The sequence below is a fragment of the Cypionkella sp. genome, from assembly GCF_028290025.1.
Classification (GTDB): domain Bacteria; phylum Pseudomonadota; class Alphaproteobacteria; order Rhodobacterales; family Rhodobacteraceae; genus Cypionkella.
The window spans coordinates 54962-81829 of sequence record NZ_JAQGKQ010000015.1 but is presented as its reverse complement, the minus strand read 5'-3'; the positions used below and the strand labels follow the sequence as shown (position 1 = coordinate 81829).

Genomic DNA, 26868 nt, shown 5'->3' with positions numbered 1-26868 from the left:
GCAGCATGACAGTAATGCGGCGGTTGCATAACTTGGAGTCTGGCGCGGTTTCCTATAACCTGCGAACTACATTGAGTTTTCCTCGAATCGGAGAGCAGGAGTTATCATGCCGGGTCAACCGGAACTATCTGCCCAAATGCAGCGTCGTTCTTTCCTTGCCCTGTTCGGCGCAACGGCCTTGCTGCAATGCAGCACCAGCCTGTCCAGCGCCGCTTGGGGCCAAACCGTCGCGCCTTCCACGCAACCGCCTGCGGTTGGCGTGCCGTTCGATTATGACCTGTTGACCGAACAGATGCGCGTGGCGTCCACCACGCCGCATAAAGCGCCAGGCAAGGTTGAAGGCTTCTTCACCAGCTTCACCTATGACGATTACCAAGCGATCCAGTATAACCCGAACCGCGCCCGCTGGGCTGGTCCTAAGGCTGGCTTCAACGTGCAAGCCTTCCACATGGGTTGGCTGTTTGCCGAGCCAATTCAGATGTATGAGGTCCAAGACGGCATGGCCCGCGCGATGGGCTTTTCTACCGACGATTTCCGCTACTATGATCTTGTAAAAGCCCGTGTGCCTCAGCACGAACCGCTGCCGGGTGTTGCCGGCTTCCGATTGAACGCGCCGCTGAACCGTGCTGATCTGTTCGATGAAGTCGTGGCGTTCTTGGGTGCGAGCTACTTCCGCGCGCTTGGTCGTGATAATGCTTATGGTCTGTCGGCACGTGGCCTCGCGATAAACACCGGTCTTGGCAAACCGGAAGAGTTTCCGCGCTTCTCGCAATTCTGGCTGGAAACCCCTGCGCCATTCGCCCGCGAAGTCACCGTCTACGCCGCGCTGGAAAGCGAAAGCTGCACTGGCGCTTACCGCTTTGTGATCCGTCCCGGTGCCAACACCGAGATCGACGTTGCCGCACGGTTGTTCTTTCGCAACGAGGTCGATCAGATCGGCGTGGCACCGCTGACCTCAATGTATCTGTTTTCGGAAAAGAACCGCACAGATTTCGACGATTACCGCCCGAACGTGCATGACAGTGACGGCCTCGCGATCCACCGCCGCGATGGCGATCAGATCTGGCGTCCGCTGAACAACCCGGTGCGTCTGTCGGAATCGTGGTTTACCGAAACCAGCCCGCAGTCCTTCGGCCTGATGCAGCGCAACCGCGACTTTGAGGCTTACCAGGACGCCGCAGCGCATTACGAACGCCGGCCTTCGGCTTTGGTTGAACCTCTGGGCGACTGGGGCAAAGGCGCTGTACGTCTGGTTGAAATCCCGACCCAACTTGAGGTCAACGATAACATTGTCGCCTTCTGGGTACCCGAGGCCAAGCCCGTCCCCGGCACCATGTTAGAGTTCAACTACCGTTTGCATTGGGGCGCGCTGCCAGTCGATCCCACAGCCGACATCGCCTTCGTCAAAGAAACCCGCACCGGAGTTGGCGGCGTGTCGGGTGTCGAGAACACCGACGGCACTCGCAAGATCGTGGTGGATTTTGAGGGGGGCTTGCTGGCCGCCCTGCCTCCCGATGCCAAAATCGAAGCCATCGTGACCATTGCTGGCGGCGAAATTAAGCATCAGGCGCTGTCTGAGATCCCCGGCAGCGATGTTTGGCGGCTGGTGTTGGATATATCCGCCGCTCCGGCAGCTACCGTGGAACTCGGGGCACACTTGACGGGTTATGGACGCAAACTATCCGAAAACTGGCTTTATCAATGGGTGAGTGCATGAGCGCGAACATTCCGACCGTCGCACGGATACCAAACGTTGCGCGGCCAGCACGGTCGCACATCAGTCTTGTTGACGTGACGGCGCCTCCACAGGCGGCTCTTACGATGCCAAAACAAGTGCTGACCCGCGCTCCTGGTGGCATGTTGCGCAGCTTGCGCAGCATGTTCTGGACCATTGTTCCGGGCCGCCGTCGTCTCGGCTGACGGCAATGGCTGCCAGCCAACCCAAGATGCGTGACCACACCAGCAGCGCCCGCGCGCTGGCAATCGCTTCCAGCGTGCTGGCGGCGGCCTCTGCAGGCATGGTCTTTCAGATCTACGGAGCTGCGGACGGCGTCGGCGTGATCGACGTCTTGCGCAGTGTGCTGATCTTTCTTTCGACTTGGTGGTTGGCATGGGGTGCGGCGACTGCATTGCTCGGCCTGACGTCTCGTCAGCGCCCAGCACCCGCCCGCATTACCGGGCCGATCATCGGTCGCAGCGTGGTGATCGTCCCGGTCTATAACGAAGACCCGCGCATCACCTTCGCCCGCATCGCCGCGATGGACGAGTCCATCACCGCAGCAAAAGCCGCCTGCGGCTCTGCCGCGCAAGTTGATTTCGCCGTGCTCTCCGACACCCGTGACGAAAAGATCGCCTTGCTCGAACAACGCTGGTTTGCCCGACTTTTGGCTCGCCAACACGCCGAGGGGCGGATGTTTTACCGTCGGCGCGAGAAAAACACTGGCCGCAAAGCTGGCAACATTGAAGACTTTATCACCACTTCAGGTGCTGCATGGGATTACGCAGTGATCCTGGACGCCGATAGCCTGATGGAAGGCGACACCATCCTCGAGATGATCCGCCGCATTGAGGCTGCCCCGCAACTTGGCCTGCTCCAAACCCTGCCCCGCGTTGTTGGTGCGACCACCCGTTTTGGCCGCGCCATGCAATTCGCCGCTGGCTTTCACTCGCCAATCTTCGCGCGCGGATTGGCCGTCACCCAAGGCCGCACTGGCCCGTTCTGGGGCCATAATGCGATCGTGCGCATCCGGGCTTGGGCAGAAAGCTGCGGCCTGCCTGAACTCCCCGGCAAAGCCCCGTTCGGTGGCCATATAATGAGCCACGACTATGTTGAAGCCGCCATGCTCGCCCGCGCCGGTTGGCTGGTGCGGTTGGATGACGATCTCGAAGGCTCGTTCGAGGAAGGCCCCGAAAACATCATCGACCACGCCAAACGTGACCGCCGTTGGTGCCAAGGCAACCTGCAACACGCCAAACTCGTCGCCGCCCCCGGCCTGAAACCGTGGAGCCGCTTCGTCTTCATCCAAGGCATCTTTGCCTATGTGGCCCCGCTGCTTTGGCTCGCCTTCATCGCAGCCTCCATCGCTGCGGTATATTGGGCCGAAACCCCCGACTACTTCCCCGAGGCCAACTGGCCATTCCCCGTGTTCCCCAACGACCAGACCCCGAAAGCCATCGGCCTGGCGGTCGGCGTGTTCGGCCTGCTGGTGATGCCAAAATTGTTCGTCGCAATAGACGCAATCTTCACCGGACGGGTGCGCGGCTTCGGCGGCGCTGGCGGCGCTTTTCGCGCAGTTTTCGCCGAATTGGCGCTGTCATCGGTGATCGCTCCAATCCTTATGGCATTTCAAAGCCGTTCTGTAATACAGGTTCTTCTGGGACGAGACGGCGGCTGGCCGCCAAACAACCGGGGGGATGGCGGATTGGATATTGCCGAAGCATGGGCCGCTGGCCGCTGGATTAGTTTCTGGGGCTTGGGTGGTATGATAGCCACGCACTTGCTCGCGCCGGTGCTGACGCTATGGCTGCTGCCGGTGGCGCTGCCGATGCTGCTCGCGCCGCTGCTTATCTGGTGGACCTCGCGCACCGCCCGACCCCGCGCTTTCCCGGTGCCAGAAGACGTCACGACCCCTGCCGTGATCCTTCGCCATGCCGCCGTGCTGTCCGACTGGTCAGAGAGCGGTATGGAGGCTAAACTTGGCTGAACCCGCTTTGGCTGGGCAAGCCTCAGCTTTAACCAACTTAGCTGGCCCTGCTTTAGCCAGCCCCCCCACAGCAACGCCCGCGCGCGCGCGCGATTACCGCATCGACCTGCTGCGCGGCATTGCGCTGGTGATGATCTTCGTCAACCACATTCCCGATACATTGTGGGAAAATTTGACCTCACGCAACTTCGGCTTCTCGGACGGCGCGGAGGGTTTCGTGCTGATGTCCGGCATGGCGACCGGCCTTGCCTATGGCGCGGTTTTTCTGCGCGGTGCCACGCCTGCCGAGGCCCTGCGCCCATGGCGGCGCGCGCTTACGTTGTGGTGGGTGCATGTGTTGGTGGTCACGTGTATCGTCGCGTTGTTTGCTCTGACGCAACACGATCCTGCGGTGGCCGCGATGGCGGTCAAACGCAACATAACCCCGACGCTCGAGAACCCGGTGGGCTTTATCCTGCCGCTGATCACGCTGGGCCATCAGTTCGCCTATGCTGACATTCTGCCGATGTATATTGCGCTAATGCTGGCCGCCCCAGGCTTGCTCGCCCTCGCCGTGCGCTGGCCAAAGCGGCTGATGGCCGCGTCTTTGATGGTCTGGTTCATTGCCGGCTATTTCCGCATCACCATCCCAACTTGGCCCGGCCCAAACGGTTGGTTCTTCAATCCGCTGTCTTGGCAGGTTTTGTTCATCGCAGGAATGCTCACCGGGCTCGCTCTGCGTGAAGGTCAACGCTGGTTGCCAATCCGCCGCTGGGCGCTGTGGCTTTCGTGGAGCTTTCTGCTTTTTGCCGCCGTCTGGGTACAAATCGGCGCTGTGGCAAACTGGGGCGGCCATGGCCTGTGGCTGCTCTACGAATACGCCTATTTCCCGGCGCCCTTCACCTCGTTCGACAAGGGATTTGAATACCTGCCGCGCCTGCTGCACATTCTGGCGCTCGCCTATGTCCTGAGTGCGCTGCCCTTGCTGAAAACCATCGCCAACAGTCCGAAGGCAGCACCGCTGATCCTGCTCGGCCAACACTCGCTGCCAGTGTTCGCCACCAGCACTGTGCTCGCCTATGTAGCGCAAGTCACCAAAGCGATGAACCCACCGAGCCACCTGCTTGATGCCGCTTTGCTCCTCACTGGCCTGGCGATTCTGTACGCCGTGGCAAAAGCTCGAGACAGTCAAAAACGGCAAAAGATCATTGCACCCGCCCGCGCCTAACCTCACAACACAGGGTAGCGTCTGACCGCCGGGCTGGCGCTGCAACCGAAGTTCTGCATTCTTAATTTCTCAACTAATCCCCCAGACATTCTAAGCGGGACAGCACAAAAGCGCCCGCTCGAGGGGTGATGAACGATTAGAAATCCCCCAGTGGGGGACTTCCGTAAACAACGCCCGAACCGTGGTCGGGCCGGGAGTCAGGCGCTGCCCGACGGCGCAAGCGCCTTGATTCCGGGCCAGGACTTAACCTGAAAGGTCGCAACCTAACAACTTGCAACACGCATAACATCTAACAATCCTGCAGGCATTCACCTGCGCATCTTGACATGCAGTCTTTTACCTGCCTAAATACCCTCCAGCGAGGATCACCCGATGGACCATGACAAAGTTTTCAAAGCCCTCGGCGATCCCAATCGCCGCAAAATCCTCGATCTGCTCTATGACCAAAACGGCCAAACCCTAAGCCAACTCTGCGATCAGCTTGCGATCACTCGCCAGTCCACAGCCCAGCATATCGACCTGCTTGCAGGGGCCAACCTGCTGTCCACCGTCAAGCGCGGACGCGAAAAGCTGCACTTCATCAACCCGGTGCCACTTCACGACATTTACGAACGCTGGGTGCGCAAGTTTGAAACCCAACGCCTCAGCCTGCTGCACAACCTGAAATCCGACCTAGAGGGAGAACCCAAATGACCACGCAAAAGACCAGCTTTGTCTATGTAACCTACATCGCCTCGACGCCGGAAAAGGTGTTTGAAGCCATCACCAAGCCCGAGATTTGCCGTCAATACTGGGGCCACGAAAATGTCTCCGATTGGACCCCCGGCTCGGATTGGAGCCACGTTCGTGACAACGACGAGCGCCCCACCGAAATCGTCGGAAAGGTGATGGAAGTTGCATCCCCGAACCGCTTGGTCATCACTTGGGCAGGCGCATCCAGCGCCGACAATCCTGACGCCTACAGCCGTGTGACCTTTGAGATCGAACCCCACGCCAACGGCACCCGGCTTAGCGTCAGCCATGAAGACCTCGAACGCGGCAGCGGCATGGCGAACGGCGTCAGCAAAGGCTGGCCGCTGGTGCTGTCCAGCCTGAAATCCTACCTCGAAACCGGCACAGGCTTTGATTTGTCCGGCCGCACCAAATCCGCCTGATGATCTCTCACCCATCAAAAGGAGCAACCCGATGACCCAAACCTACACCGGCGGCTGCGCTTGCCGATCCATACGCTACGAACACTCCGGCGCAACCGTCGCCGAACTGCTCTGCCAATGCCAACACTGCCGCCAACGCAGCGGCACCGGCCACTCAGCCTATCTGGTATTCACCAACCGCGCCGAAATGGCGATGACGGGCGAGGTCAAAATCTGGAGCGTCGCAGGCGACAGCGGCAACGAAAAACATCACGCCTTCTGCCCCACCTGCGGCACCCCAGTGTTCGTCACCTTCCCCGCAGCGCCCAATCTTATCGCAATCCACCCCGGTAGCCTTGACGACCCGAGCCCCTTCGCGCCGCAATTCGTCACCTACAACATGCGCGGCCAAGTATGGGATACCCTTCCACCCACGCTGACCACGTTTGAAAAGATGCCGACAAACTAGGCACAAATGTTAAAAATCCCTTAACGGCTTTCGTCAAGCATGTGACAACGCACATTTAAATCTCCCCTCCCAACTTGGCAGCCCCAATGCAAAAGGCCCCGAGGTTTCCCCCGGGGCCTTTCAGTTCCGAAATCAACCTACTTGCCGACTTTCAACAGCGGCGTGATAATCCGCACCGCCACGCGACGGTTGCGCTTCTCATCGCTCTGCGTGTCGATCCGCAACTCTGTCTCACCATAGCCTTGGATCACCATATTTTCCGGCGGAATATCGAAATACTCCGTCAGCGCCAAAGCCACCGATTCAGCGCGCCGATCCGACAAAGCGAGGTTCATCGCAGCCTTGCCCGTCGCATCGGTGTGGCCCTCAATCAGGAACATCTCGGCGGGATTTGCATCCAACATTTCCTGCATCAAGCTGCCCAGATCAGCCAAGTCCTCGGCTTCCGCCGCCGAAATAGCCGCCGATCCCGAAGCAAAGTTCACGTTATCAACGTCAATCGTCGCCGCCAACCAACGCACTTCAGGGATCTCACGGATCTGCCGCAAGCTAAACGTCCGCCCGATCTTCTTGATATCCTTCGCAGCCAGTGCCGCCTTCAGAGCGTAATCGTTATCCTTGGTCGAGATCACGACCCGATTAGGACGCGGCTTCGGCAGATCGCGCACGATCACCACCTGTTCCGGCTCAAGATCGTCGATCAGCACCAACTCGCGGCCCCGATCATCATACTGCGCACGCCGCAGCACCCGACCCGAAGCGTCGCGGACCGTCACAATCTGCGTGCCATCCCGACGTTGCACGATCGAACGGGTCGATCCATCGCGGTAAGTTTCCGTCCGCACGTTCGACCCCGGCTGACGCAGCACCGCATCATCGTCTTTGTAGACCTGATAGGTGCCATCCGGTTTCAACACCACAACCCGGTCGCCGGTGTTCGAGACGACTTGCGAGCCCGCCTCACGTCCACGACGATCCTTGTTGTTATCCTTGATGATCGCGCCGACAACCAACGCGCCCAGCGCGACGAGGCCGACTTTCTCTAGATCGGAGAGGCCGCTCTTTTTCTTCTTGTCGCTTTTCGAAACGACAGGAGCCGCCGCGAATTCCTGAGTCGACGAACGCACGCTTTCATTGGTCAGTTCTTCGGTCAGTGAAGTTACCGCGTCTTTGGAAGGCTCCAAATCGGCGGGCTTTTTGCCTTCAGCCAACGGTGTCGCGGCCAAAGCGGCAGCGGCACCCAAGGTGGTCGGATCAACGCCCTCGGGCGCGGCCAACAGGTCGGTCAGATTTTGCACTTCGGTTTCAGATGCCACCGGCACATCAACTGGCACCGCATCGGGGTCCGCCACTGCCGGGGCAGTTTTGAGGCCGGCGGCAGGATCGACCACGCTGCCATCATCGGCGGTCGTCAGCTCTTTTTGTGCAGCTTCCAGCGATTTTTCCTGCTCCGCAGCTTTGGCGGCCGCTTCATCTTCCGTCACCGCCGCACCCGTCACAGGATCGACAACCAAAGTTTCCCCCGTCGCAGGATCGGTCACGGTTTCCGGCAAAACTGCGGCCTCGTCCGTCGCCGCAGCTTCATCTGTCGCCGCAGCTTCATCTGTCGCAGCCGCTTCGTCTGTCGCAGCCGCTTCGTCTGTCGCAGCCGCTTCATCTGTTGCAGTCGCTTCGTCAGCTGGAGCATCTTCATCCGAAGCAGCGGCGGCATCGGTCGGAGCAGCCTCGTCAGCAGCAGCGTCGCCAACTGCATCCGCGTCAGTCGCAGCTTCGTCCGCCGGAGCAGCCTCCATAGTCGTCGCATCAGCAGGCGCAGCCTCGTCAACCGGAGCCTCGGTCACCGCGTCAGCAGGCGCCACTTCTTCAGGAGCGGCTTCGGTAGCCTCATCGACAGGAGCCTCATCGACAGGCGCAGCTTCCGTCGCTTCTTCTGCCGCAGCCGCGTCGTCAGCGGGCGCTTCAGTGGCTTCTTCAACCGGAGCAACCTCTTCAGCCGGAGCGGCCGACGCCGCGTCAGCCGCAGCTTTCGCGTCAACCTCAGCTTGCGCGGCAGCATTTGCATCGGCTTCAGCTTGCGCGGCAGCAGTTGCATCGGCTTCAGCCTGCGCGGCAGCATTTGCATCTGCGGCCGCTGCGTCAGCCGCAGCTTTTGCATCGGCTTCAGCTTGCGCAGCAGCATTTGCGGCTTCGGCCGCTTGGGCATCTGCGGCAGCTTGCGCAGCAGCATCGGCATCAGCCTTTGCATCCGCATCAGCTTGCTGTGCGGCAGCTTCGGCAGCGGCTTGCGCCGCAGCATCCGCCTCAGCTTGGGCTTGCGCCGCAGCGTCTGCCTCAGCAGCGGCATCTGCGTCAGCCTTCGCCGCAGCATCTGCCTGCGCGGCAGCGTCTGCCTCAGCTTGGGCCTGCGCGGCAGCATCTGCCTCAGCTTGCGCGGCAGCGTCTGCCTCAGCTTGGGTCTGCGCGGCAGCGTCTGCCTCAGCTTGGGCTTGCGCCGCAGCATCGGCCTCAGCTTGTGCGGCAGCATCGGCCTCTGCCTGCGCAGCAGCTTCGGCCTGTGCGGCTTCTGCCGCCATGCGAGCTTCGACGGCCTTGGCCTGATCAGTGAAATCAGCCGGATCGCAGGCAGCATCTGCATTCGGTTCGCACAGCACAGAGCCGTCTGCTGCCACTACAGTACCCGACTCTGTCAGGGTCTGTGCATAGAGCGGCCACGGCTGCACGTTGAACATCGCCATTGACAGCGCTGTCGTAGTTCCAAGCCATCTTTTCATTGATCTTCCTTTCAAATTCCGTGGCCGCCACATTCGTAACAACGTCATTCGTAACAACGTCATTCCGAACCGGAGGCCGATGCACCATCAAAGCGCAGCAATCCGTCTGATATGCGATAACAGCCCGCCAACCGCACCCTTAATCTGCGCAGTTTCACGTCGCTATCTGCTATCAATGCTTTGAATTGTTGCATTTCACTGCCCTGCCGCCGCCACACATAACGGACGGATTTGTTAACGCCTGAGTGCCATCGACGGTTCCTGGAAAACCCGACACGGTAGCATATAACTGTAAGTCGCGCTCAACCCTGCCGCATCGCTTGCACCCGAGCACGATTTTGCTGATGCACCGAATCGTAGGGGCCAAAATACTGCAAAGTGCCATCTGTCAGCCAAGGTTCGATGATTTCAGCCATCGGGCGCGGATCATCCGCCTGCAAATGCCGTATGTAATCGGCTGTCGCGTCCAGCAGGCCCGGACCATAGCCACCCCGCGCAATCATCTCTGCCGCGCCGTGGTTCGGCAGCACCCATGTTGCGCCCAGCGCCGCCAGCCTTGCCAGATCGGCCAGATGCGTCGCAAAATCCTCCGGCGCACCAACATAGGTCACGCAATCCTCCACCGTATCGCCCGCGAGCAGAATACGCCGCTCTGGCAGCCACAGCACCGTGGCATCGTCCGAGTGAATATTCACCTCGATCAACTCGACCGCCTCGCCGCCGAGATAAAGCCGCAGATGACCGTCAAACATCCGGTCCGGCAGGATCAACGGATTGATCGCAGGCAGGCCGTGATCGGTGCCAGCTTCAATCGCCGCTTGCCGCTCGGTCAGATGTGCCAGCGTGCGGGCGTTGGCGATCACCTCGCACCCGTCAAACGCCTCGGTACCCGCCACATGATCAAGATGCCAATGCGACAGCACCACCCGAATATCCGTCACCCCCCGCGCAGCCAATGCCTCGCGAATGAAGCGACCATGTGACACCGAGACATGGGTGTCGTAGACAATCGCCTCGGCCCCCGCGATCAAAGCATAAGATGCGATGCCCAATGAAAGTGCGCCGTCATCCACCCAATTTGGCGTGTCGGCAAAACGATGCCCCGCAACACGACCATCATAAAACGCCAATATCCCAGGATGCGGCTCCAACACCCGCAGCTGTGACAGCATCGAAGACCTCATTGCGCGCTCCTAAAAACCAGCGACATGCTTGCCCCCATCGCCGCAATCGGTCAAGTTCCACGTCTATGCTTATCCTCTGTGCTGAAACATCCCCCGCCGGAGGCATCCGTGCGCCCCGAACCCGCCGCAAAGGATCAGAATGCGCGCCACCGCTTTGCTTGGAGTGAAAAACGAGGGCGCCTTCCTGTTGGAATGGCTGGCACATCACCGCGCCTGCGGTTTCACTGACTTCCTTGTGTATTCTAACGATTGCAGCGACGGCACCGATGCGATGCTCGACCGCTTGGCGCAGCTCGGCTGGCTAACCCATGTCCGAAACGATGGCCCGCACCCCGAAGGCCCGCAATGGGCGATGCTGAAAGCCGCCGACAAGCATCCAGCGATCACCGGGGCCGATTGGCTGCTGTTCAGCGACATTGATGAGTTTGTGAATATCCACGTCGGTGATCGCACGTTGAAAGCCCTGTTCGCCGCCCTGCCCGATGCCACCGCAATCGCGCTGACATGGCGAATGTTCGGCAATGCTGGCGCTATAGAGATCAGCGATCAGCCCATCACCGAAACCTTTACGCTTGCCGCACCGGTTAGCTTTGCGTGGCCGTGGCGGGCGCAACTGTTCAAGACGCTGTTTCGCAATGACGGCAGCTACCGCAAACTCGGCGTCCACCGGCCGCGCAGCCCAAATCCTGACCTTGTGGCCCAGGCGCGTTGGTTCGATGGCTCGGGCCGCGCGCTGCCTGCCAGCTTTGCGCAGCGCCGGATCTTCTCCGACTACAGTCGCGATAACTATCAACTGGTGCAGCTTAACCACTACGCGCTGGGGTCGATGCAGAACTATCTGGTGAAAGCCGACCGGGGCCGTGCCAACCGCGATGCCAGCGCCTTTGACATGAGCTATTGGGTCGAGCGTAATTTCAGCGAGATCGAAGACCGCTCAATTCTTCAGCCTGACTCCTCGCTTCAGTCGAACTCCGCTGCCCTGCGTGCAGAACTTCGGGCCGATCCGATTCTTGGTCCGCTGCATGACCAAGCTGTCGCGTGGCGCCGCGCACGTTTTGATAGTTTGATGCAGCAAGAACCGTGGCGGGCTTTGTTTGGGCGTTTGCTGATGACGCCCGCGTCGCACACTCTGCAACCCGAACGTGCGGCTTATTTACTGCGTCACGCGCAAGTAGCTGTCCAGACCGCGCCAGTGAAACAGTCTTAACCCGGTGTTCACAAAGCCCATGCTAGTTGGGGCCTATCTGCGCTTGCCGTAAAGGTCGACAAAGCCGATTATAGCCACGCGTGATGGGTGCCCCTCGTAAAGCGTTCACTGGATAAAACATGACCGAAGCTGCCGATACTATTACCTTGCCACACCTGACCGATGCGCTGCCCGACCGTGACGCGTGGGAACAGCAGATGGAGGCCGCAACTCAAGACTCCGGTTATTTTCATTCGGTCGGCGAGGCACATTGGGCGTATCTCGCAGATGAAGGCAGCACGTTGCTGGTCAGCTTCGAAACCATCGAAGCGATCTTGGCGCGTCCGGGTCAAATGCCCCTCGCGAATAGTTTGGCAAAGCCGCATGGTTGGTCGGTGCTGACGATCATTGCCGATGGGGAAACATGGTTCCGCGACCCGGCGGTTTACGGCTTTTTTGACCGTCAGGTTGACGACGCATTCTTTGAAGATTTTGACCAAGTTCTGTTTTACGGTGCCGGCATGGCGGGTTACGCGGCTTGCGCCTTTGCCGTTACCGCTCCCGGCGCGCAAGTATTGGCGTTGAACCCCCGTGCAACTTTAGAGCCTGCTCAAGCCCGCTGGGACAACCGCGACCGCGCCGCCCGCCGCCTCAACTTCACCGCTCGGTACGGCTATGCCCCTGACATGCTCGAAGGTGCAGGCCGCGCGGTGGTTATCCACGATCCGACCATACCGGCAGAGGCTATGCACGCAGCCCTGTTCCGCGCACCCTACATCACTCGGCTTTCGGCGCGCCACATGGGCGATCAATTGGAAGCCGCGTTCGCCGCCACGGGCTTGCTGCCGACGTTGGTAAACCAAGCGATGTCAGGCGAACTCGGCGTTGAAGGTTTCTCCAAGCTGTGGCGGGTGCGGCGCAACTATGCGCCCTATCTCAATGCGATCCTTGGCAAGGCCGAGGCTGCACGACGCATCCCACATGCGATTATGATTTGCCGTTCGGTGACCAAACGGCTGAACTCGCGCAACTTCGCCCGGCGTTTGGCCCGTCTGACCGAGCGCTTTGGTGAAACCGAAGTTTAGCCAGCACCGCGATCAGCTAGGAGGGCTGCTGCGATCAGCCTTCCAAGCCCGCCTCAATATCCGTCAGCCATAGCTTGCAAATCAACCACGCGCTGCTCGGTCAGACGCGCACGGCAACCGTAGATCACCATTGGCTCGGCTGATCCTCCGTGCATCGCATAGCCCTCGGCTGTGCAAGTCGCATCGCGAAACGTCACCCAAGCCCGCTGCCCATCGCGCAGATAATCAGCCGCACCACGCTGCGATGCTTCCAACTCCGCATCAATCCCCTGCATTGCCTTGCGCGCCGTAGCATAAGCGGTGTTCAACTCAGCGTCAGCGGCCAACCATTCCTGCTCGGCGCAATAGGTCAGTTCCATCTGAGCCTCAGCCTTGGCACAATCAACGTCCTGTGCCATCGCAGGAATTGCCGTCAGCGCCGCAAAACATCCAAACCAAGCCAAACGCATCGCATCCCCCCCAAGCTTTGTCGCTATCAACGCACGCCGCTACTTTCGCAGCGGCCGCCATCAACTCCCCGCCACCTTACGCTGCAAACGCTTAGCATTGGCGCGTGTCGTCGCCCGCACCGGCTTCATCGCAGCCATCGCAACCTCAGAAAGATTACCGCCAGCCATACCAATGCGCAACGCCGCCTGCGCCGAATCCATCCCCGCTGAAAGCTTTTCGGCCAACATCAAATCCGTCTCCGAGGCAGCCATCGGCCAAAATCCCGCCATCCCAGCCAATCGCAAACCAATCACCGTCTGCGACTCCATCATAATCCGGCTCGCCTCTAGCGCGGGGGCCATAAAATCAAACGGCGTCATCACTCGCATCACACTCTCCTTAACCTGTTGCCGCCACAAAGCGCTCAATGCTGCGCCGCAGCAAGAGCTTTCGCGCCGTGGCTGCCTGCGCCGAGGGCATAGCCGCAAGTTACCCCGCCAGATGGCGCAACCCTGCGCCACACCCCCTAGAGAATCGCCAACGCCTGCGCTATCCCGGTCGCCATGACACAAAGCCTCACCCTGCGCCGCCCCGATGACTGGCACCTGCACCTGCGCGACGGCGCGATGCTGCAAGGTGTGTTGCCCGAAACCGCTCGGCATTTCGCCCGCGCCCTGATCATGCCCAATCTGGTGCCCCCGGTCGTGACAGGCGCGCAAGCGCAGGCTTACCGCGACCGGATCGTGGCCGCCCTTCCCGCAGGTTCCCAGTTCCAACCGCTGATGACCTTGTATCTCACTGAAACCACCGACCCCGCCGATGTAGCCGCAAGCGCCGCCTCGGGTCTGGTGAAAGCCGTCAAACTCTACCCCGCCGGAGCCACCACCAACTCTCACTCCGGCGTCGCTGACTTCAGCAAAATCCAAGCCGTGCTGGAAAAAATGGCCGAGATCGGCCTGCCGCTCTGCTTGCACGGCGAGGTCACCGATCCAAATGTCGATATTTTCGACCGTGAAGCCGTGTTCATCGACACCATCCTCGATCCTTTGCGCCGCCGCATCCCCGGCCTGCGCGTGGTGATGGAGCATATAACCACCGAGGAAGGCGTCGCCTACGCCCGCAGCGGCGGCGACGATCTGGCGGCCACCATCACCACGCATCACCTGATCATCAACCGCAACCACATCCTCGCCGGTGGCATCAAACCGCATTACTACTGCCTGCCGGTCGCCAAACGCGAGAAACACCGCCTCGCCCTACGCGCCGCCGCAACCTCCGGCGAAACCCGCTTCCTGCTTGGCACGGACTCGGCCCCTCATGTTGACGCCCTGAAAGAACACGCCTGCGGCTGCGCCGGCTGCTTCACCGCCACCAACACCATGCCGCTTCTGGCGCATGTGTTTGAGGACGAATCCGCCCTGCACCACCTAGAAGCCTTCGCCTCGCTCAGCGGCCCCGCCTTCTACCGTCTGCCTGTAAACGAAGGTCAAATCACCCTCGTCAAACACGACCACCCGCAAAGCTTCCCCGAAAAAATCCTCACCGAAGCCGGCCCCGTCACCGTCTTCAACCCCAGCTTCCCCGTGCATTGGCATGTCGAGCCCTAAGCCTACCCAATTTCACATTGGCTTAAATATCCCCGCCGGAGGCTCCCCATGCCGCCTAGATCGCTCCGCGGGGAGCATTGAAGCCAAGATAAAGCCCAAAAAGGAACCGCCGATGATCCCGACCAGCTTCCCGCCCAGCGCTGAAATCGCTCGCCTCACCGCCCGCGCGCTGCTCGAGATCAAGGCGGTGCACTTCAACGCCGAAACCCCGTTCACACTGGCGAGCGGCCTACCTAGCCCAACCTACATCGACTGCCGCAAGCTGATTTCCTACCCGCGCATCCGCGCCACGCTGATGGACTTCCTCACCGTCACCGTGATGCGCGACGCAGGCTTTGAAGCCTTCGACAACATCGCAGGCGGCGAAACCGCCGGCATCCCCTTCGGCGCTTGGGTCGCTGAGCGTATGGCTTTGCCGATGACCTACATCCGCAAAAAGCCGAAAGGCTATGGCCGCAACGCCCGCATTGAAGGCGTTATGACGCCCGGCCAGCGCGTGCTTCTGGTCGAAGACCTAACCACCGACGGCGGCAGCAAACTCTCCTTCGTCGATGCCATCCGCGAAACCGGAGCCACCTGCGTTCATACGGCGGTCATTTTCTACTACGGCATCTTCCCCGAAACCACCCAACGCCTCGCCGACCACGGGGTCGCGCTGCACCACCTCTGCACATGGTGGGACGTCCTCACCGAAGCCCGCGCGCAAGGGTCGTTCGATACCGAAACCCTCGCCGAAGTCGAAGTGTTCCTAAACGACCCCCGCGCTTGGCAAGCGGCACGCGCCGCAAAATAATCCACAGCAATCTTCTCGCTCCGCACCGCTCCAGCCTGTGCGAAGTTTGTGAACAACTCCGCCGATTCTGCGGTGCGTTGGTGGATTATCCGTCAATGCACCGCAACATATGGTAGCATATCCCAACACTATCCGACTCAACACCGACTTATCCACCGACATATGCCTGCCTATCGCGGCGGGCCAATTTGGGGCAATAACGCCCCCTACCCGGTATCTCCGGGTTAGACCACGAGGCAGCCCAATGAACGAACTCGCCACCCTTCGCCCGATGCCACCCGCAGTTGCCGCCGCGCCTGAAACCGAGGTGCTGCCGCACAACATCGAGGCCGAACAACAGCTTCTGGGCGCGATCCTCACCAACAACGACGTCTATGACCGCATCGCGTCCCTGGTAAAGCCCGAGCATTTCTTCGACCCCGTCCACCAGCGCATCTTTGAACGCGCCGCCGCCCGCATCCAGAAAAACGCGCTGGTCTCCCCCGTCACCTTGAAAATCTACTTTGAGGACGACGACGGCCTGAAAGAACTCGGCGGCCCGTCCTACCTCGTCCGCCTCGCTGGTGCCGCGATCTCGTCCTACGCCGCCCGCGACTATGCCCAAATGATCTACGATCTCGCCGTGCGCCGTGAACTCATGGCCTTGGGCCGCGATCTCACCGCCAAAGCCGCCAAGGTCGAGATTGACTCGGAACCGAAAGACCAGATCATCGAGGCCGAGCAGCGCCTCTACAAACTCGGCGAACAGGGCGTCGCCGAACGTGGCTTCCAATCGTTTCTGAAAGCCGTCACCGAAGCCGTCAACGTCGCAAACGCCGCCTACCAACGCGGCGGCGGTTTGGCGGGCATCTCCACGGGCCTCGTCGATCTCGACAAAAAACTCGGCGGGTTGCACAACTCCGACCTGCTCATCCTCGCGGGGCGCCCCTCAATGGGCAAAACCTCGCTCGCCACCAACATCGCCTTCAACATCGCCAAAGCCTACAAACGCGGCCGCACCCATGACGGCACCGACGGCGCTGTCGAAGGCGGCGTCGTCGGCTTCTTCAGCCTTGAGATGAGCTCAGAACAACTCGCCGCCCGTATCCTATCCGAAGCCTCCGAAGTCCCGTCTGAGCAAATCCGCCGCGGCGACATGCAGGAGTTTGAGTTCCGCAAATTCGTCGAGGCCGCCAAATCGCTGGAATCCTGCCCGCTCTACATCGACGACACCCCCGCGCTGCCGATCAGCCAAGTCGCCGCCCGCGCCCGCCGCCTGAAACGCACGCATGGCCTTGACGTGCTGATCATCGACTACCTGCAACTGCTGAAAGGCACTGGAAAAAACGACAACCGGGTGCAGGAAGTCTCGGAAATCACCCAAGGTCTGAAAGCTATCGCCAAAGAGTTAAACATCCCGGTGATCGCGCTCTCGCAGCTTTCGCGCCAAGTAGAATCCCGCGAAGACAAACGCCCGCAACTCTCCGACCTGCGGGAGTCCGGATCGATTGAGCAAGACGCCGATGTGGTGATGTTCGTATACCGCGATGAATATTATAAAGAACGCGAAAAACCCGGCGACCATGAACTCGAAAAAATGGCGCAATGGCAGGTCACCATGGAAAGCGTGCGTGGCAAGGCCGAGGTCATAATCGGCAAGCAACGCCACGGCCCAATCGGCCATGTAGAACTCTCCTTCGAAGGCCGCTTCACCCGCTTCGGCAACCTCGCCCGACAATGGCAAGGCTCCGGCCCCGGCGACGACGTCGGCTTTTAGGCGATGTAACCATCAATCTCCCGGCGCGCCTACAATCTCCGGGCGCGCCATCTTTCCCTAACAATTTCACCTTGGCAAAAATATCCCCGCCGGAGGCGCTTGCCTCACCACCCCGCGCCGCTTCTGCCCTCACATTCACTTTGGCTTAAATATTCCCGCCGGAGGCGCACGCCGCCCCAGACACTCCCGCGGCAAACCCCTTTCCCGGCAGCGCGGCCGAGTGTCCCCTCAATGGGGACCGAGGCCGCCCGCCATTCCCCGCTTGGCAATCGACCCCCGGCGACGTCAGCATCACCGCAACAGCGACGGAGAGCACCATGGATCTGGGCCTGCAAAACAAAGTCGTCATCGTCACAGGCGGCGGCGCTGGCATCGGTGCGGCGATCAGCCAAACCCTCGCCGAGGAAGCCGCGATCCCGGTTATTTTCGCTCGCCGCCCGCCATCCGAGGCTTTCCTCGCAGAACTCAAGGCCCTCAGCCCCAGATCAGGCTGGCTGCAAGCCGACCTTTCGCGCGATGAAGATTGCCGCCGCGCCGTCGCCCAAGCCCAAAGCCAATGGGGCCAAATCTACGGCCTCGTGAACAATGCGGGCACCAATGACAGCCTTGGCCTCGACACCCCTCCGCAAGCCTTCCGCGCCTCGCTCGACCAGAACCTGTTGCACTACTATACCCTAGCCCACCTGCTGCAAGCCGACCTCAAAGCCAGCGCCGGAGCCATCGTCAACATCGCTTCCAAGACCGCCGTCACCGGCCAGGGCGGCACCTCGGCCTATGTCGCCGCCAAAGCAGCCCAACTCGGCCTCACCCGCGAGTGGGCAGCCGCCCTCGCACCTTGGGGCGTGCGGGTCAACGCGGTGATCCCGGCTGAAGTGCTCACGCCGATGTATGAGGCTTGGCTGCAAAGCTTCCCCGACCCCGCCGCGCAGAAAGCCCTGATCACCGCCCGCATCCCGCTTGGCCACCGCATGACCGAAGCGCGCGAGATTGCCGCCGCCACGGTTTTCGCGCTCTCCCCGCGCTCGGCCCATACCACCGGCCAATGGCTGTTCGTCGACGGCGGCTACACCCACCTCGACCGCGCCCTCGGCAGCTGACCACGCGAATCCCACATTCCCTCCCGCAGACCCGTACAAACGCTAGTTTCGCCGCCTCCACCCAACCAAATTGCAACCGCAAAGCCGTGCGGCAGCAGCGGTCGAGCGGTGGCTCGATGCCACCCGAGACTGCCACGGTTTCGCCCCGATCACGCTCACCCGCGAATTCCCCCTTGACCCCGCGCGCCGCCCTGTCAAAACCCCAGCATGGCTACAGCAACTCTCTCCATCGACCTCGACGCTATTGCCGCCAATTGGCGCGCTTTAGATAAAGCCTCCGCTTCGGGGGTGCAGACCGCTGCGGTGGTCAAAGCCGATGCCTACGGTCTGGGCATCACAAGGGTCGCCCGCGCCCTTGCCCAAGCAGGCGCGCGGCGATTTTTCGTCGCCGTCGCCGAGGAAGGTGCTACCCTGCGGCAGGTCTTAGGCCCAGGACCACAAATTTGCATCCTGTCTGGCCATATGAGTGGCGACACCGATATGATCGGTGATCTTGACCTGACCCCGATGCTGAACTCGTTGGATCAAGTCACCCGCCACCTCGAATCGCTGCCCGGCCATGCCTTTGGAGTGCAGCTTGATACCGGAATGAACCGGCTTGGCATGGAGGAACCCGAATGGGAGGCTATTGCCCCCTTCGTGCTCGAAGCTGGCCCGGAACTGTTAATGTCGCATCTCGCCTGCGGCGACGATCCCGACCATGGTTTGAATGAAACCCAACTGGCGAGCTTTCTTGCGATGACCAATGGCACGGGCGTGCCGCGCAGTTTGGCGGCTACCGGCGGCATCCTGCTCGGCGCGAAATATCATTTCGATCTAACCCGCCCGGGCATCGGCCTATACGGCGGCCACCCTTATGAAGCTGCCCGCCCCGCTGTCACCTTGTCGCTACCGATCATCCAAACCCGTCTGGTCGCTGCAGGCGAAGCGGTTGGCTACGCTTGCGCATGGGTCGCCGAACAGCCCTCGACCGTTGCCACCGTCTCGGCGGGTTATGCGGACGGTTTGCCGCGCACATTGTCAAATAGCGCTGTGCTCTGGGATGGCGACACGCCCTGCCCGCTGATTGGCCGGGTCTCGATGGATTTGATAACCGTTGATATCAGCCACTTGGCCGAAGTGCCGCGCTATCTCGACATTATCGGTCCGAACCAAACCATTGATGAATTGGCCGATGTCGCGGGCACAATCGGCTACGAAATTTTGACAAATCTAAGCCCCCGCTACCTGCGCCGTTATTACGAGGGCACCGAGTGAACCTGATAGTCTGGCCCGAAAAAGCACTCGCGAGCCTAGGCCGCGCGACATTTACCGCGCTTGCAGCCATTGGCCGCATCGCGATCTATGCAGGCTTGACGCTGTCACATATGCTGCGCCCGCCGTTCTATCGCCGCGAATTTTTCACGGCCTTGATGTCTGTCGGTTGGCTGTCGCTGCCCGTCGTCGGCCTTACCGCGATCTTCACCGGCGGCGCACTCGCTCTGCAAATCTACGCTGGCGGCCAACGCTTTTCAGCCGAGGCCGTGGTGCCGCAAATCGTCGCGATCGGCATGGTGCGCGAACTTGGGCCCGTGCTGGTAGGGCTGATGATTGCGGCCCGTGTGACTTCCTCCATCGCCGCCGAAATCGCTACGATGAAGGTCACTGAACAAATCGACGCCCTCACCACTTTATCCACCAACCCAATGAAATACCTCACCGTTCCCCGCGTGCTGGCGGGCTTTCTGACCGTGCCGCTGCTGGTCGGTGTCGGCGATATCATCGGCATCATGGGCGGGTTTCTGGTGTCAACCGAGCAACTCGGCTTCAACCGCGCCAGCTACATCAAGAACACCGTCGATTTCCTGCAAACCCCCGACGTCGTCTCCTCCCTGATCAAAGGCGCGGTGTTCGGCTTCATCGCCACCCTGATCGGCTGCTACTACGGCATGAACTCCGGTCGCGGCGCGCAAGGCGTTGGCGGAGCCACCAAAAACGCCGTCGCCACCGCGTCCATATTGATCTTGGCCGCCAACTTCGTGCTGACCTCGGTGATGTTCGGATCATGATAGAACTTTCCTCCGTCGCCAAAGCCTTCGGCAAAAATCACGTCCTTCGGGGCATCAATCTGACCATCCCGCGCGGCGAAAGCATGGTGGTGATCGGCGGCTCCGGCACCGGGAAATCCGTGCTGCTGAAATCCATCCTTGGCCTCGTCACCCCGGATTCCGGCCGCATCACGCTTGACGGAGCCGACGTGCGAGAGGCCAACCGAGATGCCTTCCTCGCCCGCTTCGGTATGCTCTTCCAAGGCGGTGCTCTGTTTGACAGCCTCAAAGTCTGGGAAAACGTTGCTTTTCGCCTGATGCGCGGTGCCACCAAGCTGTCAAAAGACCAGGCCCGCGCCATCGCCATCGAAAAACTCCGCCGCGTCGGCCTGAAACCTGAAACGGCCGATATGTTCCCCGGAGAGCTTTCCGGCGGTATGCAAAAACGCGTCGGCCTCGCCCGCGCCATCGCCGCTGAACCTGAGATCATCTTCTTTGACGAACCCACCACCGGCCTTGATCCGATCATGTCCGGCGTGATCAACGCCCTGATCCGCGAGATCGTCACCGAAATGGGTGCCACCGCGATGACGATCACCCATGATATGTCTTCGGTGCGCGCCATCGCCGACCGCGTGGCGATGCTGCATGACGGCCTGATCCGCTGGACCGGCCCGGTATCGGACATGGACCAGTCCGACGACCCCTACCTGCAACAATTCATCCACGGCCGCGCCGATGGTCCGATCGAATCCGTGCGATGAGGAAAGCTAGTATGAGGAAGCTGGGGCGATGAGCGAAACCCTCACGCTCGCCGCCCAACTGATCACACTGGCCGAGCGCCCGCTGCCCTCGCTCGCCATTGCCCTGCTGCCTGCGACCATCGCCGTTGCGGGGATCGCGAGCCTGCAAGCCCGCTCGGATGATCGGATTTTTGCATGGGTGCAGATCGTTACCTCCATCGCGTTAACCCTGTGGATGCTGGCCCCGTGGCATCCGACCGAACCTCAACTGCTCGCCATGAACCGCTCCATGACGCTGTTCACCTTTGGCTACGTGCTGCAAGACTGGCTGCGTGAGGCGTGGCGCTCCGGCCTATATCCCCGCTGGGCGCATCTGCTGGTCATTCTGTCAGCCACCCTCGTGCTGGCGGCCTTGGCCTACACCGCGCTGAACACATAAGGCGCTGTTGCAAGCAGCGCCGTCGGCCCCAACAAACACCACCCTTGCACCGCCCCCCGCGCAGCGTAACACTGGCCCGAGCCCAAAACCACGAGCCCCGCATGACCTTCGCGCCCGATCCCAAAGCCAGCAAAGCCCAACGCCACCGCGTAAGGCCCACGCTCGCCCTGCGCAAATTCCGCCTGATCGCCTCGCACCACCGCACTGCCAGTTCCGACCGCGCACTCGCCCTGATCCTTGCCGCCATCGCAGGCGCAGCCAATGCCGGCGGTTTCATCCTTCTCGGCAGCTACACCTCGCACATGACCGGCTATCTCTCGGCCCTCGCCGACAACCTCTTCCTGCATAACCTAGCACTCGTCGGCCAAAGCCTGTTTGCGATTTCCCTGTTCGTGCTCGGCGCTGCCACCTCGGCGGTCGTGATCAACTGGGGCCGCGCTCATGCGCGCACACGCCAGTATTCCCTGCCCATCGGCCTGCAGGGTGGCCTGCTGATCGCCCTCGCCGCCATTAGCGCAACGCCCCTGCCCCAAGCCATCGCCCACCCCCTCGGCCTTGGCCTCTTATGCTTCATCATGGGGCTGCAAAATGCCACGATCACCAAAATCTCTTACGCCCGCATCCGCACCACTCATGCCACCGGCATGATCACCGACATCGGCATAGAGCTTGGCCGCGCCGTCTATGGTCGCGCCTTCCATAGCCCGATCACCGCCGACCGCGCCAAGCTGACGCTGCTGCTGCAACTGCTGACAAGCTTCCTGCTCGGCGGCCTTGTCGGCGCGTTCGGCTACAGCCTGATCGGTTTTGCCTTCTCGCTGCCCCTCGCCGCAATCTTGCTGACGATGGCTTTATTGTGAGCCATCAAGCCCTGAAATATGCCAACCTCGCCCTGCTGATCCTGCTCCCAATCGCATGGTTCGCCCCCCTGATGCGCGCCGCGCTACTGCCAATCTTCGGCATGGATGAAATCTCGCTGATCACCGGCCTGCAATCGCTTTGGAGCACCGACCCCGCCCTAGCCCTGCTGGTCACCTTCCTTGCGATCTTCGCGCCCTTTGCCAAAACACTCGGCCTCGCCCTGATCCACTTCCACCTGCTGTCACCAAAAACCCTGCCCGCGCTGCACATCATGGGCAAACTGGCGATGGCCGACGTATTCCTGCTCGCGCTCTACATCGTCATCGTCAAAGGCGCAGGCTACGTCACAATAGAAACCGCATGGGGGCTATACCTGTTCACCGCCTGCATTTTGGCATCACTTGTGATAGCGCACAAAACGGAAACATCTTGAGCGCGCCTTCAATACCGGGCATGACACGCCATGAGCAAAAACTCCCCCACATTCACCTGCACGGTTTGCGGCGCATCGCATCGCAAATGGATCGGCAAATGCGAAGGCTGCGGCGGCTGGAACACGCTGGTCGAGGAAGCCCCGCTGTCGGCTGGCCCGAAAGCCTTAGGCGGCAAAGGCCGCGCCATCCATTTGACCGACCTCGCCACTGTCGGCGAAGCCCCGCCCCGCGCCTCCTCCGGCATTGACGAGCTAGACCGCGTGCTGGGCGGCGGCCTCGTGCCCGCCTCGGCGATCTTGGTGGCGGGCGATCCCGGCATCGGCAAATCCACGCTGCTTTTGCAAGCCGCAGCCTCCTTCGCCCGCAACGGCGTCAAATGCCTGTATATCTCCGGCGAGGAAGCCACCGCCCAAGTTCAGATGCGGGCGCAACGACTTGGCCTCACCTCATCCCCGGTGGCGTTGGGTGCCGAAACCAACCTGCGCGACATCCTCACCACCTTGGATGCCGAACGTCCCGGCCTCGCCATCATCGACTCGATCCAAACCATGTGGCTGGATACCGTCGATAGCGCGCCCGGCTCAGTGTCCCAAGTCCGCTCCGCAGCCCATGAACTCGTCACCTTCGCCAAAAAGCGCGGCGTCTCGATCATCCTCGTCGGCCATGTCACCAAAGACGGCCAAATCGCTGGCCCGCGCGTGGTCGAACATATGGTCGATACCGTGCTTTACTTTGAAGGCGAGCGTGGCCACCAATTCCGCATCCTGCGTGCCGTCAAGAACCGCTTCGGACCAGCCGATGAAATCGGTGTGTTTGAAATGACGGGCGACGGGTTGCAGCAAGTCCTCAACCCCTCGGCTTTGTTTTTGTCAGAGCGCGGCCAACCCTCCCCCGGATCCGCCGTCTTCGCGGGCATCGAAGGCACAAGGCCGGTGTTGACCGAGATCCAAGCCCTCGTCGCACCCTCCCCGCTCGGCACCCCGCGCCGCACCGTCGTCGGCCTCGACTCAGGCCGCCTCTCGACCATCCTCGCAGTCCTCGAAGCCCGCTGCGGCATCCCATTCGCGGGCCTAGATGTGTTTCTCAACGTCGCAGGCGGTATGCGGGTGACAGAGCCTGCCGCCGACCTCGCCGTCGCCGCAGCCCTGATTTCCGCCCGCGAAGACATCAGCATCCCACCCGAAACCGTGTTATTCGGAGAAATCAGTCTCTCCGGGGCACTGCGTCCGGTCAATCAGACCGAAAACAGGTTGAAAGAAGCCGCAAAACTTGGTTTCTCACAGGCAATCGCGCCCAAAGGTTCTAAGCTAGGGCAAGTCGAGGGCATGAACGTGCGGCAAATGCCGGACCTCACCGCTTTCGTCGGTGAAATGTTTGGGGCGGGCTAAGCCTTTAGGAGCGGAAGATGGAAGGTTTTACCCTTGTTGATGCGGGCGTTGCTGGCATCATCGTGCTGTCGGCGGTGCTCGCCTATTCGCGCGGTTTCGTGCGTGAGGCGATGGCGATTGTCGGCTGGGTCGGGGCAGCCGTGTTGGCCTACGCCTTCGCCGCCCAAGCGCAGCCCCTGGTGAAAGAAATACCCGTCGTTGGCGATTTTCTCGACAACTGCGAGTTGTCGCTGATCGCGGGCTTTGCCGCCGTATTTGCTGTCGGTCTGATCGTCGCCGCCCTATTCACCCCGCTGTTCTCGTCCGTGGTGCAACGCTCGGTTTTGGGCGGCTTGGATCAAGGCGTCGGCTTCCTGTTCGGCGTGGTGCGTGGCGTGCTGCTGGTCGGCATTGCCTTCCTCGTCTATGACCGCGCCGTCGCCGCCAACACCGTGCCGATGGTGGATAATTCCCGCTCGGCGAAAATCTTCGCCTCGTTCCAAGGCGACATCGACGCCGCCGTGCCCACCAATGCGCCGAACTGGGTTGTGTCGCGCTATAACGAGCTGACCGCAACCTGCACGCGTGAAACCACCGTCACCCCAGAAGTTGCCCCCGCGACGACCATCGAAACCGCGCCTGCGAACTGACGCACAGAGTTTCTGCCGCAATGCAGCATAAACTTGGGTAACAGGGGGGTGACATTACCACGCCCAACCCCTACATGAAGGCACAGATCGAACCCGGATTCGGAGGCTCCATGCAACCGTTCTATGCCCATCCTTTCGACGACGATAAGCTGAAGGAGGAGTGCGGCGTATTTGGCGTGATCGGTGTTTCCGATGCCTCAAACTTCGTAGCACTCGGCCTGCACGCCCTGCAACATCGCGGCCAAGAAGCCGGTGGTATCGTATCCTACGATGCCCAAACTGGCTTCAACTCGGCACGTCGCTTCGGCTACGTCCGCGACAACTTCACCAAAGCCGACGTGATGGAAACCCTGCCCGGCCCTCTCGCCATCGGCCATGTGCGCTACTCCACCGCCGGATCAAAAGGCGCCACCGCAATCCGCGATGTGCAGCCGTTCTTCGGTGAGTTCTCGATGGGCGGCGCCGCCATCGCCCACAACGGCAACCTCACCAACGCCACCGCTCTACGACGCGAACTTATTGAGCGTGGCAGCATCTTCCAATCTTCGTCGGACTCCGAGTGCATCATCCACCTGATGGCCCGCTCGATCCAAAAGAACATCTCCGAACGCATCAAAGACGCCCTGCGCCGCGTCGAAGGCGCGTTTTCCATCGTCGCCATGACCCGCACCAAACTGATCGGTGTCCGCGACCCCCTCGGCGTCCGCCCCTTAGTCCTAGGCCGCATCGGCGACTCTGCATGGGCGCTTTCGTCAGAGACCTGCGGCCTAGACATCATCGGCGCCGATTTCGTGCGTGAGATCGAACCCGGCGAGATGGTCGTCATCGAAGACGGCAAAGTAAACTCCACCCGCCCGTTCACCCCTGCAAAATCCCGTTTCTGCATCTTTGAACACGTCTACTTTTCTCGCCCCGACAGCATCCTCGGTGGCCGCTCGGTCTATGAAACCCGCCACGCCATCGGTGTTGAACTCGCCAAAGAAGCTCCCGTTGACGCCGATCTGGTCTGCCCCGTCCCCGATAGCGGCACCCCCGCCGCCATCGGCTACAGCCAACAATCCGGCATCCCCTACGCCATGGGCATCATCCGCAACCAATATATGGGCCGCACGTTTATCGAACCTTCCGAGTCGATCCGCAACATGGGCGTCCGCCTCAAACTCAACGTCAACCGCGCCTTGATCAAAGGCAAACGCGTGATCTTGGTGGACGACTCAGTCGTACGCGGCACAACGTCCCGCAAAATCAAAGATATGATCCTCGAGGCTGGTGCCGCCGAGGTCCACTTCCGCATCGCCTCCCCCCCTACCGCATGGCCCTGCTTTTACGGTGTAGACACCCCAGAACGCTCAAAACTCCTCGCAGCCACCATGTCTGAGGATGAAATGCGCGACTGGATCGGCGTCAACTCCCTCAAGTTCATCTCGCTCGATGGCCTCTACCGCGCCGCGGGCGAAGCCGCTGGCCGCAATCCGCAAAGCCCGCAATACTGCGACGCCTGCTTCTCGGGCGAATACCCCATCGCGCCTTCCGACAAACTCGAAGAAGGCTTCCAGATGAAGGCGGCGGAATGAGCGCAGAGGTCGATACCTACCTCGCAGCCCTGCCCCCCGCCTTTCGCAGCGCCGCCGAGGCGTTGCGCGCCGAGCTCAAAACCCTGCTCCCCGACCATATCGAATGCTTAAGCTACGCCATGCCCGGCTTCCGCGAACCAAAACCCCGCGGCAAAATGGTCGCAGGTTATGCCGCCTTCACCCGCCACCTTGGCCTCTACCCACACTCCGGCAGCATCATCCCAAACATCGACTGCACCCCGTTCAAAACCTCCAAATCCGGCGTCCTGTTCACACCGGACCAGCCGCTTCCTCCGGCGCTGATCGCGAAAATCATCCGCGCCCGTCAGGCCGAGCTTGCAAAATGACCACA

Annotated in this window: 27 protein-coding genes; 23 read left to right on the top strand and 4 right to left on the bottom strand. The window is 61.0% G+C overall.

Annotated features, from left to right (window positions below; translation table 11 throughout):
• Positions 1–106: 106 nt before the first annotated feature.
• The 7 genes from JWS10_RS01905 to JWS10_RS01875 all read left to right on the top strand — a co-directional run bounded on the left by JWS10_RS01905 (position 107) and on the right by JWS10_RS01875 (position 6513).
• Entirely contained in the window at positions 107–1717 is a 1611-nt protein-coding gene (locus JWS10_RS01905; RefSeq protein WP_299474729.1) for a glucan biosynthesis protein, read from the top strand.
• On the top strand, positions 1714–1920 hold the full coding sequence (locus JWS10_RS01900) for a hypothetical protein (RefSeq protein ID WP_299504210.1): 207 nt from the start codon (positions 1714–1716) through the stop codon (positions 1918–1920). Before JWS10_RS01905 ends, JWS10_RS01900 begins: the two co-directional genes overlap by 4 nt.
• Before the next feature lie 5 nt (positions 1921–1925).
• Positions 1926–3704 carry a glucans biosynthesis glucosyltransferase MdoH gene (gene mdoH / locus JWS10_RS01895; RefSeq protein WP_299504207.1) on the top strand — a complete coding sequence of 593 codons (1779 nt, stop codon included), beginning with the start codon at positions 1926–1928 and terminating at the stop codon, positions 3702–3704.
• On the top strand, positions 3697–4911 hold the full coding sequence (locus JWS10_RS01890; RefSeq protein ID WP_299504205.1) for an OpgC family protein: 1215 nt from the start codon (positions 3697–3699) through the stop codon (positions 4909–4911). The genes mdoH and JWS10_RS01890 overlap by 8 nt, the downstream gene beginning before the upstream one ends.
• Positions 4912–5283: 372 nt before the next feature.
• Entirely contained in the window at positions 5284–5604 is a 321-nt protein-coding gene (locus JWS10_RS01885) for a helix-turn-helix domain-containing protein (RefSeq protein WP_299504203.1), read from the top strand.
• On the top strand, positions 5601–6065 hold the full coding sequence (locus JWS10_RS01880) for an SRPBCC family protein (protein ID WP_299504201.1): 465 nt from the start codon (positions 5601–5603) through the stop codon (positions 6063–6065). The genes JWS10_RS01885 and JWS10_RS01880 overlap by 4 nt, the downstream gene beginning before the upstream one ends.
• Positions 6066–6096: 31 nt before the next feature.
• Positions 6097–6513: a GFA family protein gene (locus JWS10_RS01875; protein ID WP_299504199.1), complete on the top strand. Its 417-nt coding sequence runs from the start codon at positions 6097–6099 to the stop codon at positions 6511–6513.
• Between the two features lie 137 nt (positions 6514–6650).
• On the opposite strand, the gene JWS10_RS01870 is transcribed toward JWS10_RS01875, so the two are convergent.
• Together JWS10_RS01870 and JWS10_RS01865 are read right to left on the bottom strand one after the other, a co-directional pair.
• Positions 6651–9284 carry an OmpA family protein gene (locus tag JWS10_RS01870; RefSeq protein WP_299504197.1) on the bottom strand — a complete coding sequence of 878 codons (2634 nt, stop codon included), beginning with the start codon at positions 9282–9284 and terminating at the stop codon, positions 6651–6653.
• A gap of 302 nt (positions 9285–9586) precedes the next feature.
• Positions 9587–10468, bottom strand: a complete 882-nt coding sequence (locus JWS10_RS01865; RefSeq protein WP_299504195.1) for an MBL fold metallo-hydrolase — start codon at positions 10466–10468, stop codon at positions 9587–9589.
• Positions 10469–10607: 139 nt separating this feature from the next.
• Here JWS10_RS01865 and JWS10_RS01860 point away from each other — a divergent pair, with 139 nt between their 5' ends.
• Both JWS10_RS01860 and JWS10_RS01855 read left to right on the top strand, forming a co-directional pair.
• Positions 10608–11675: a glycosyltransferase family 2 protein gene (locus tag JWS10_RS01860; protein WP_299504193.1), complete on the top strand. Its 1068-nt coding sequence runs from the start codon at positions 10608–10610 to the stop codon at positions 11673–11675.
• Between the two features lie 119 nt (positions 11676–11794).
• Entirely contained in the window at positions 11795–12739 is a 945-nt protein-coding gene (locus JWS10_RS01855; protein WP_299504191.1) for a phosphoadenosine phosphosulfate reductase, read from the top strand.
• A 53-nt stretch (positions 12740–12792) separates the two neighbouring features.
• Here the strand turns inward: JWS10_RS01855 and JWS10_RS01850 are convergent, their stop codons facing one another.
• Positions 12793–13188, bottom strand: coding sequence for a lysozyme inhibitor LprI family protein (locus tag JWS10_RS01850; protein ID WP_299504190.1), 396 nt, complete (start codon positions 13186–13188; stop codon positions 12793–12795).
• A gap of 60 nt (positions 13189–13248) precedes the next feature.
• Positions 13249–13557, bottom strand: coding sequence for a hypothetical protein (locus JWS10_RS01845; RefSeq protein ID WP_299475351.1), 309 nt, complete (start codon positions 13555–13557; stop codon positions 13249–13251).
• Positions 13558–13731: 174 nt separating this feature from the next.
• Here JWS10_RS01845 and pyrC point away from each other — a divergent pair, with 174 nt between their 5' ends.
• From pyrC to JWS10_RS01775, 14 genes are all read left to right on the top strand, one after another.
• Complete coding sequence (gene pyrC / locus JWS10_RS01840) at positions 13732–14775, top strand: dihydroorotase (protein ID WP_299504188.1); 1044 nt, start codon at positions 13732–13734, stop codon at positions 14773–14775.
• Between the two features lie 112 nt (positions 14776–14887).
• Positions 14888–15568 carry an orotate phosphoribosyltransferase gene (locus JWS10_RS01835; protein ID WP_299504185.1) on the top strand — a complete coding sequence of 227 codons (681 nt, stop codon included), beginning with the start codon at positions 14888–14890 and terminating at the stop codon, positions 15566–15568.
• Between the two features lie 244 nt (positions 15569–15812).
• On the top strand, positions 15813–17324 hold the full coding sequence (locus JWS10_RS01830) for a replicative DNA helicase (RefSeq protein WP_299475360.1): 1512 nt from the start codon (positions 15813–15815) through the stop codon (positions 17322–17324).
• Positions 17325–17641: 317 nt separating this feature from the next.
• Positions 17642–18421, top strand: coding sequence for an SDR family oxidoreductase (locus JWS10_RS01825; RefSeq protein ID WP_299504183.1), 780 nt, complete (start codon positions 17642–17644; stop codon positions 18419–18421).
• 207 nt (positions 18422–18628) lie between these two features.
• Positions 18629–19678 (top strand): alanine racemase, encoded by a 1050-nt coding sequence (gene alr / locus JWS10_RS01820; RefSeq protein ID WP_299504181.1) that lies wholly within the window; start codon positions 18629–18631, stop codon positions 19676–19678.
• A 2-nt stretch (positions 19679–19680) separates the two neighbouring features.
• Entirely contained in the window at positions 19681–20469 is a 789-nt protein-coding gene (locus JWS10_RS01815; protein WP_299475402.1) for an ABC transporter permease, read from the top strand.
• On the top strand, positions 20466–21212 hold the full coding sequence (locus JWS10_RS01810; RefSeq protein WP_299504179.1) for an ATP-binding cassette domain-containing protein: 747 nt from the start codon (positions 20466–20468) through the stop codon (positions 21210–21212). Before JWS10_RS01815 ends, JWS10_RS01810 begins: the two co-directional genes overlap by 4 nt.
• Positions 21213–21240: 28 nt before the next feature.
• Entirely contained in the window at positions 21241–21630 is a 390-nt protein-coding gene (locus JWS10_RS01805; RefSeq protein ID WP_299504177.1) for a hypothetical protein, read from the top strand.
• A 101-nt stretch (positions 21631–21731) separates the two neighbouring features.
• Positions 21732–22490: a YoaK family protein gene (locus tag JWS10_RS01800; RefSeq protein WP_299504176.1), complete on the top strand. Its 759-nt coding sequence runs from the start codon at positions 21732–21734 to the stop codon at positions 22488–22490.
• Complete coding sequence (locus JWS10_RS01795) at positions 22487–22924, top strand: paraquat-inducible protein A (RefSeq protein ID WP_299504175.1); 438 nt, start codon at positions 22487–22489, stop codon at positions 22922–22924. Before JWS10_RS01800 ends, JWS10_RS01795 begins: the two co-directional genes overlap by 4 nt.
• 30 nt (positions 22925–22954) lie before the next feature.
• Positions 22955–24313 carry a DNA repair protein RadA gene (gene radA, locus JWS10_RS01790; RefSeq protein WP_299475381.1) on the top strand — a complete coding sequence of 453 codons (1359 nt, stop codon included), beginning with the start codon at positions 22955–22957 and terminating at the stop codon, positions 24311–24313.
• Positions 24314–24330: 17 nt separating this feature from the next.
• Positions 24331–24942, top strand: a complete 612-nt coding sequence (locus JWS10_RS01785) for a CvpA family protein (protein ID WP_299504174.1) — start codon at positions 24331–24333, stop codon at positions 24940–24942.
• A 110-nt stretch (positions 24943–25052) separates the two neighbouring features.
• Positions 25053–26516 carry an amidophosphoribosyltransferase gene (gene purF, locus JWS10_RS01780; RefSeq protein WP_299475387.1) on the top strand — a complete coding sequence of 488 codons (1464 nt, stop codon included), beginning with the start codon at positions 25053–25055 and terminating at the stop codon, positions 26514–26516.
• Positions 26513–26863 (top strand): iron chaperone, encoded by a 351-nt coding sequence (locus JWS10_RS01775; RefSeq protein WP_299504173.1) that lies wholly within the window; start codon positions 26513–26515, stop codon positions 26861–26863. Before purF ends, JWS10_RS01775 begins: the two co-directional genes overlap by 4 nt.
• The last annotated feature ends 5 nt before the right edge of the window (positions 26864–26868 follow it).

Excerpts from the sequence above, each read along its gene's own strand:
- purF (WP_299475387.1), top strand. The coding sequence starts at position 25,053 with ATGCAACCGTTCTATGCCCATCCTTTCGACGACGATAAGCTGAAGGAG.
- JWS10_RS01805 (WP_299504177.1), top strand. The coding sequence starts at position 21,241 with ATGAGCGAAACCCTCACGCTCGCCGCCCAACTGATCACACTGGCCGAG.
- JWS10_RS01830 (WP_299475360.1), top strand. The coding sequence starts at position 15,813 with ATGAACGAACTCGCCACCCTTCGCCCGATGCCACCCGCAGTTGCCGCC.
- pyrC (WP_299504188.1), top strand. The coding sequence starts at position 13,732 with ATGACACAAAGCCTCACCCTGCGCCGCCCCGATGACTGGCACCTGCAC.
- JWS10_RS01810 (WP_299504179.1), top strand. The coding sequence starts at position 20,466 with ATGATAGAACTTTCCTCCGTCGCCAAAGCCTTCGGCAAAAATCACGTC.
- JWS10_RS01835 (WP_299504185.1), top strand. The coding sequence starts at position 14,888 with ATGATCCCGACCAGCTTCCCGCCCAGCGCTGAAATCGCTCGCCTCACC.
- JWS10_RS01845 (WP_299475351.1), bottom strand. The coding sequence starts at position 13,557 with ATGCGAGTGATGACGCCGTTTGATTTTATGGCCCCCGCGCTAGAGGCG.
- JWS10_RS01870 (WP_299504197.1), bottom strand. The coding sequence starts at position 9,284 with ATGAAAAGATGGCTTGGAACTACGACAGCGCTGTCAATGGCGATGTTC.
- alr (WP_299504181.1), top strand. The coding sequence starts at position 18,629 with ATGGCTACAGCAACTCTCTCCATCGACCTCGACGCTATTGCCGCCAAT.
- JWS10_RS01775 (WP_299504173.1), top strand. The coding sequence starts at position 26,513 with ATGAGCGCAGAGGTCGATACCTACCTCGCAGCCCTGCCCCCCGCCTTT.
- JWS10_RS01855 (WP_299504191.1), top strand. The coding sequence starts at position 11,795 with ATGACCGAAGCTGCCGATACTATTACCTTGCCACACCTGACCGATGCG.
- JWS10_RS01785 (WP_299504174.1), top strand. The coding sequence starts at position 24,331 with ATGGAAGGTTTTACCCTTGTTGATGCGGGCGTTGCTGGCATCATCGTG.
- JWS10_RS01800 (WP_299504176.1), top strand. The coding sequence starts at position 21,732 with ATGACCTTCGCGCCCGATCCCAAAGCCAGCAAAGCCCAACGCCACCGC.
- mdoH (WP_299504207.1), top strand. The coding sequence starts at position 1,926 with ATGGCTGCCAGCCAACCCAAGATGCGTGACCACACCAGCAGCGCCCGC.
- JWS10_RS01905 (WP_299474729.1), top strand. The coding sequence starts at position 107 with ATGCCGGGTCAACCGGAACTATCTGCCCAAATGCAGCGTCGTTCTTTC.
- JWS10_RS01865 (WP_299504195.1), bottom strand. The coding sequence starts at position 10,468 with ATGAGGTCTTCGATGCTGTCACAGCTGCGGGTGTTGGAGCCGCATCCT.
- JWS10_RS01875 (WP_299504199.1), top strand. The coding sequence starts at position 6,097 with ATGACCCAAACCTACACCGGCGGCTGCGCTTGCCGATCCATACGCTAC.
- JWS10_RS01900 (WP_299504210.1), top strand. The coding sequence starts at position 1,714 with ATGAGCGCGAACATTCCGACCGTCGCACGGATACCAAACGTTGCGCGG.
- JWS10_RS01880 (WP_299504201.1), top strand. The coding sequence starts at position 5,601 with ATGACCACGCAAAAGACCAGCTTTGTCTATGTAACCTACATCGCCTCG.
- JWS10_RS01825 (WP_299504183.1), top strand. The coding sequence starts at position 17,642 with ATGGATCTGGGCCTGCAAAACAAAGTCGTCATCGTCACAGGCGGCGGC.
- radA (WP_299475381.1), top strand. The coding sequence starts at position 22,955 with ATGAGCAAAAACTCCCCCACATTCACCTGCACGGTTTGCGGCGCATCG.
- JWS10_RS01885 (WP_299504203.1), top strand. The coding sequence starts at position 5,284 with ATGGACCATGACAAAGTTTTCAAAGCCCTCGGCGATCCCAATCGCCGC.
- JWS10_RS01850 (WP_299504190.1), bottom strand. The coding sequence starts at position 13,188 with ATGCGTTTGGCTTGGTTTGGATGTTTTGCGGCGCTGACGGCAATTCCT.
- JWS10_RS01860 (WP_299504193.1), top strand. The coding sequence starts at position 10,608 with ATGCGCGCCACCGCTTTGCTTGGAGTGAAAAACGAGGGCGCCTTCCTG.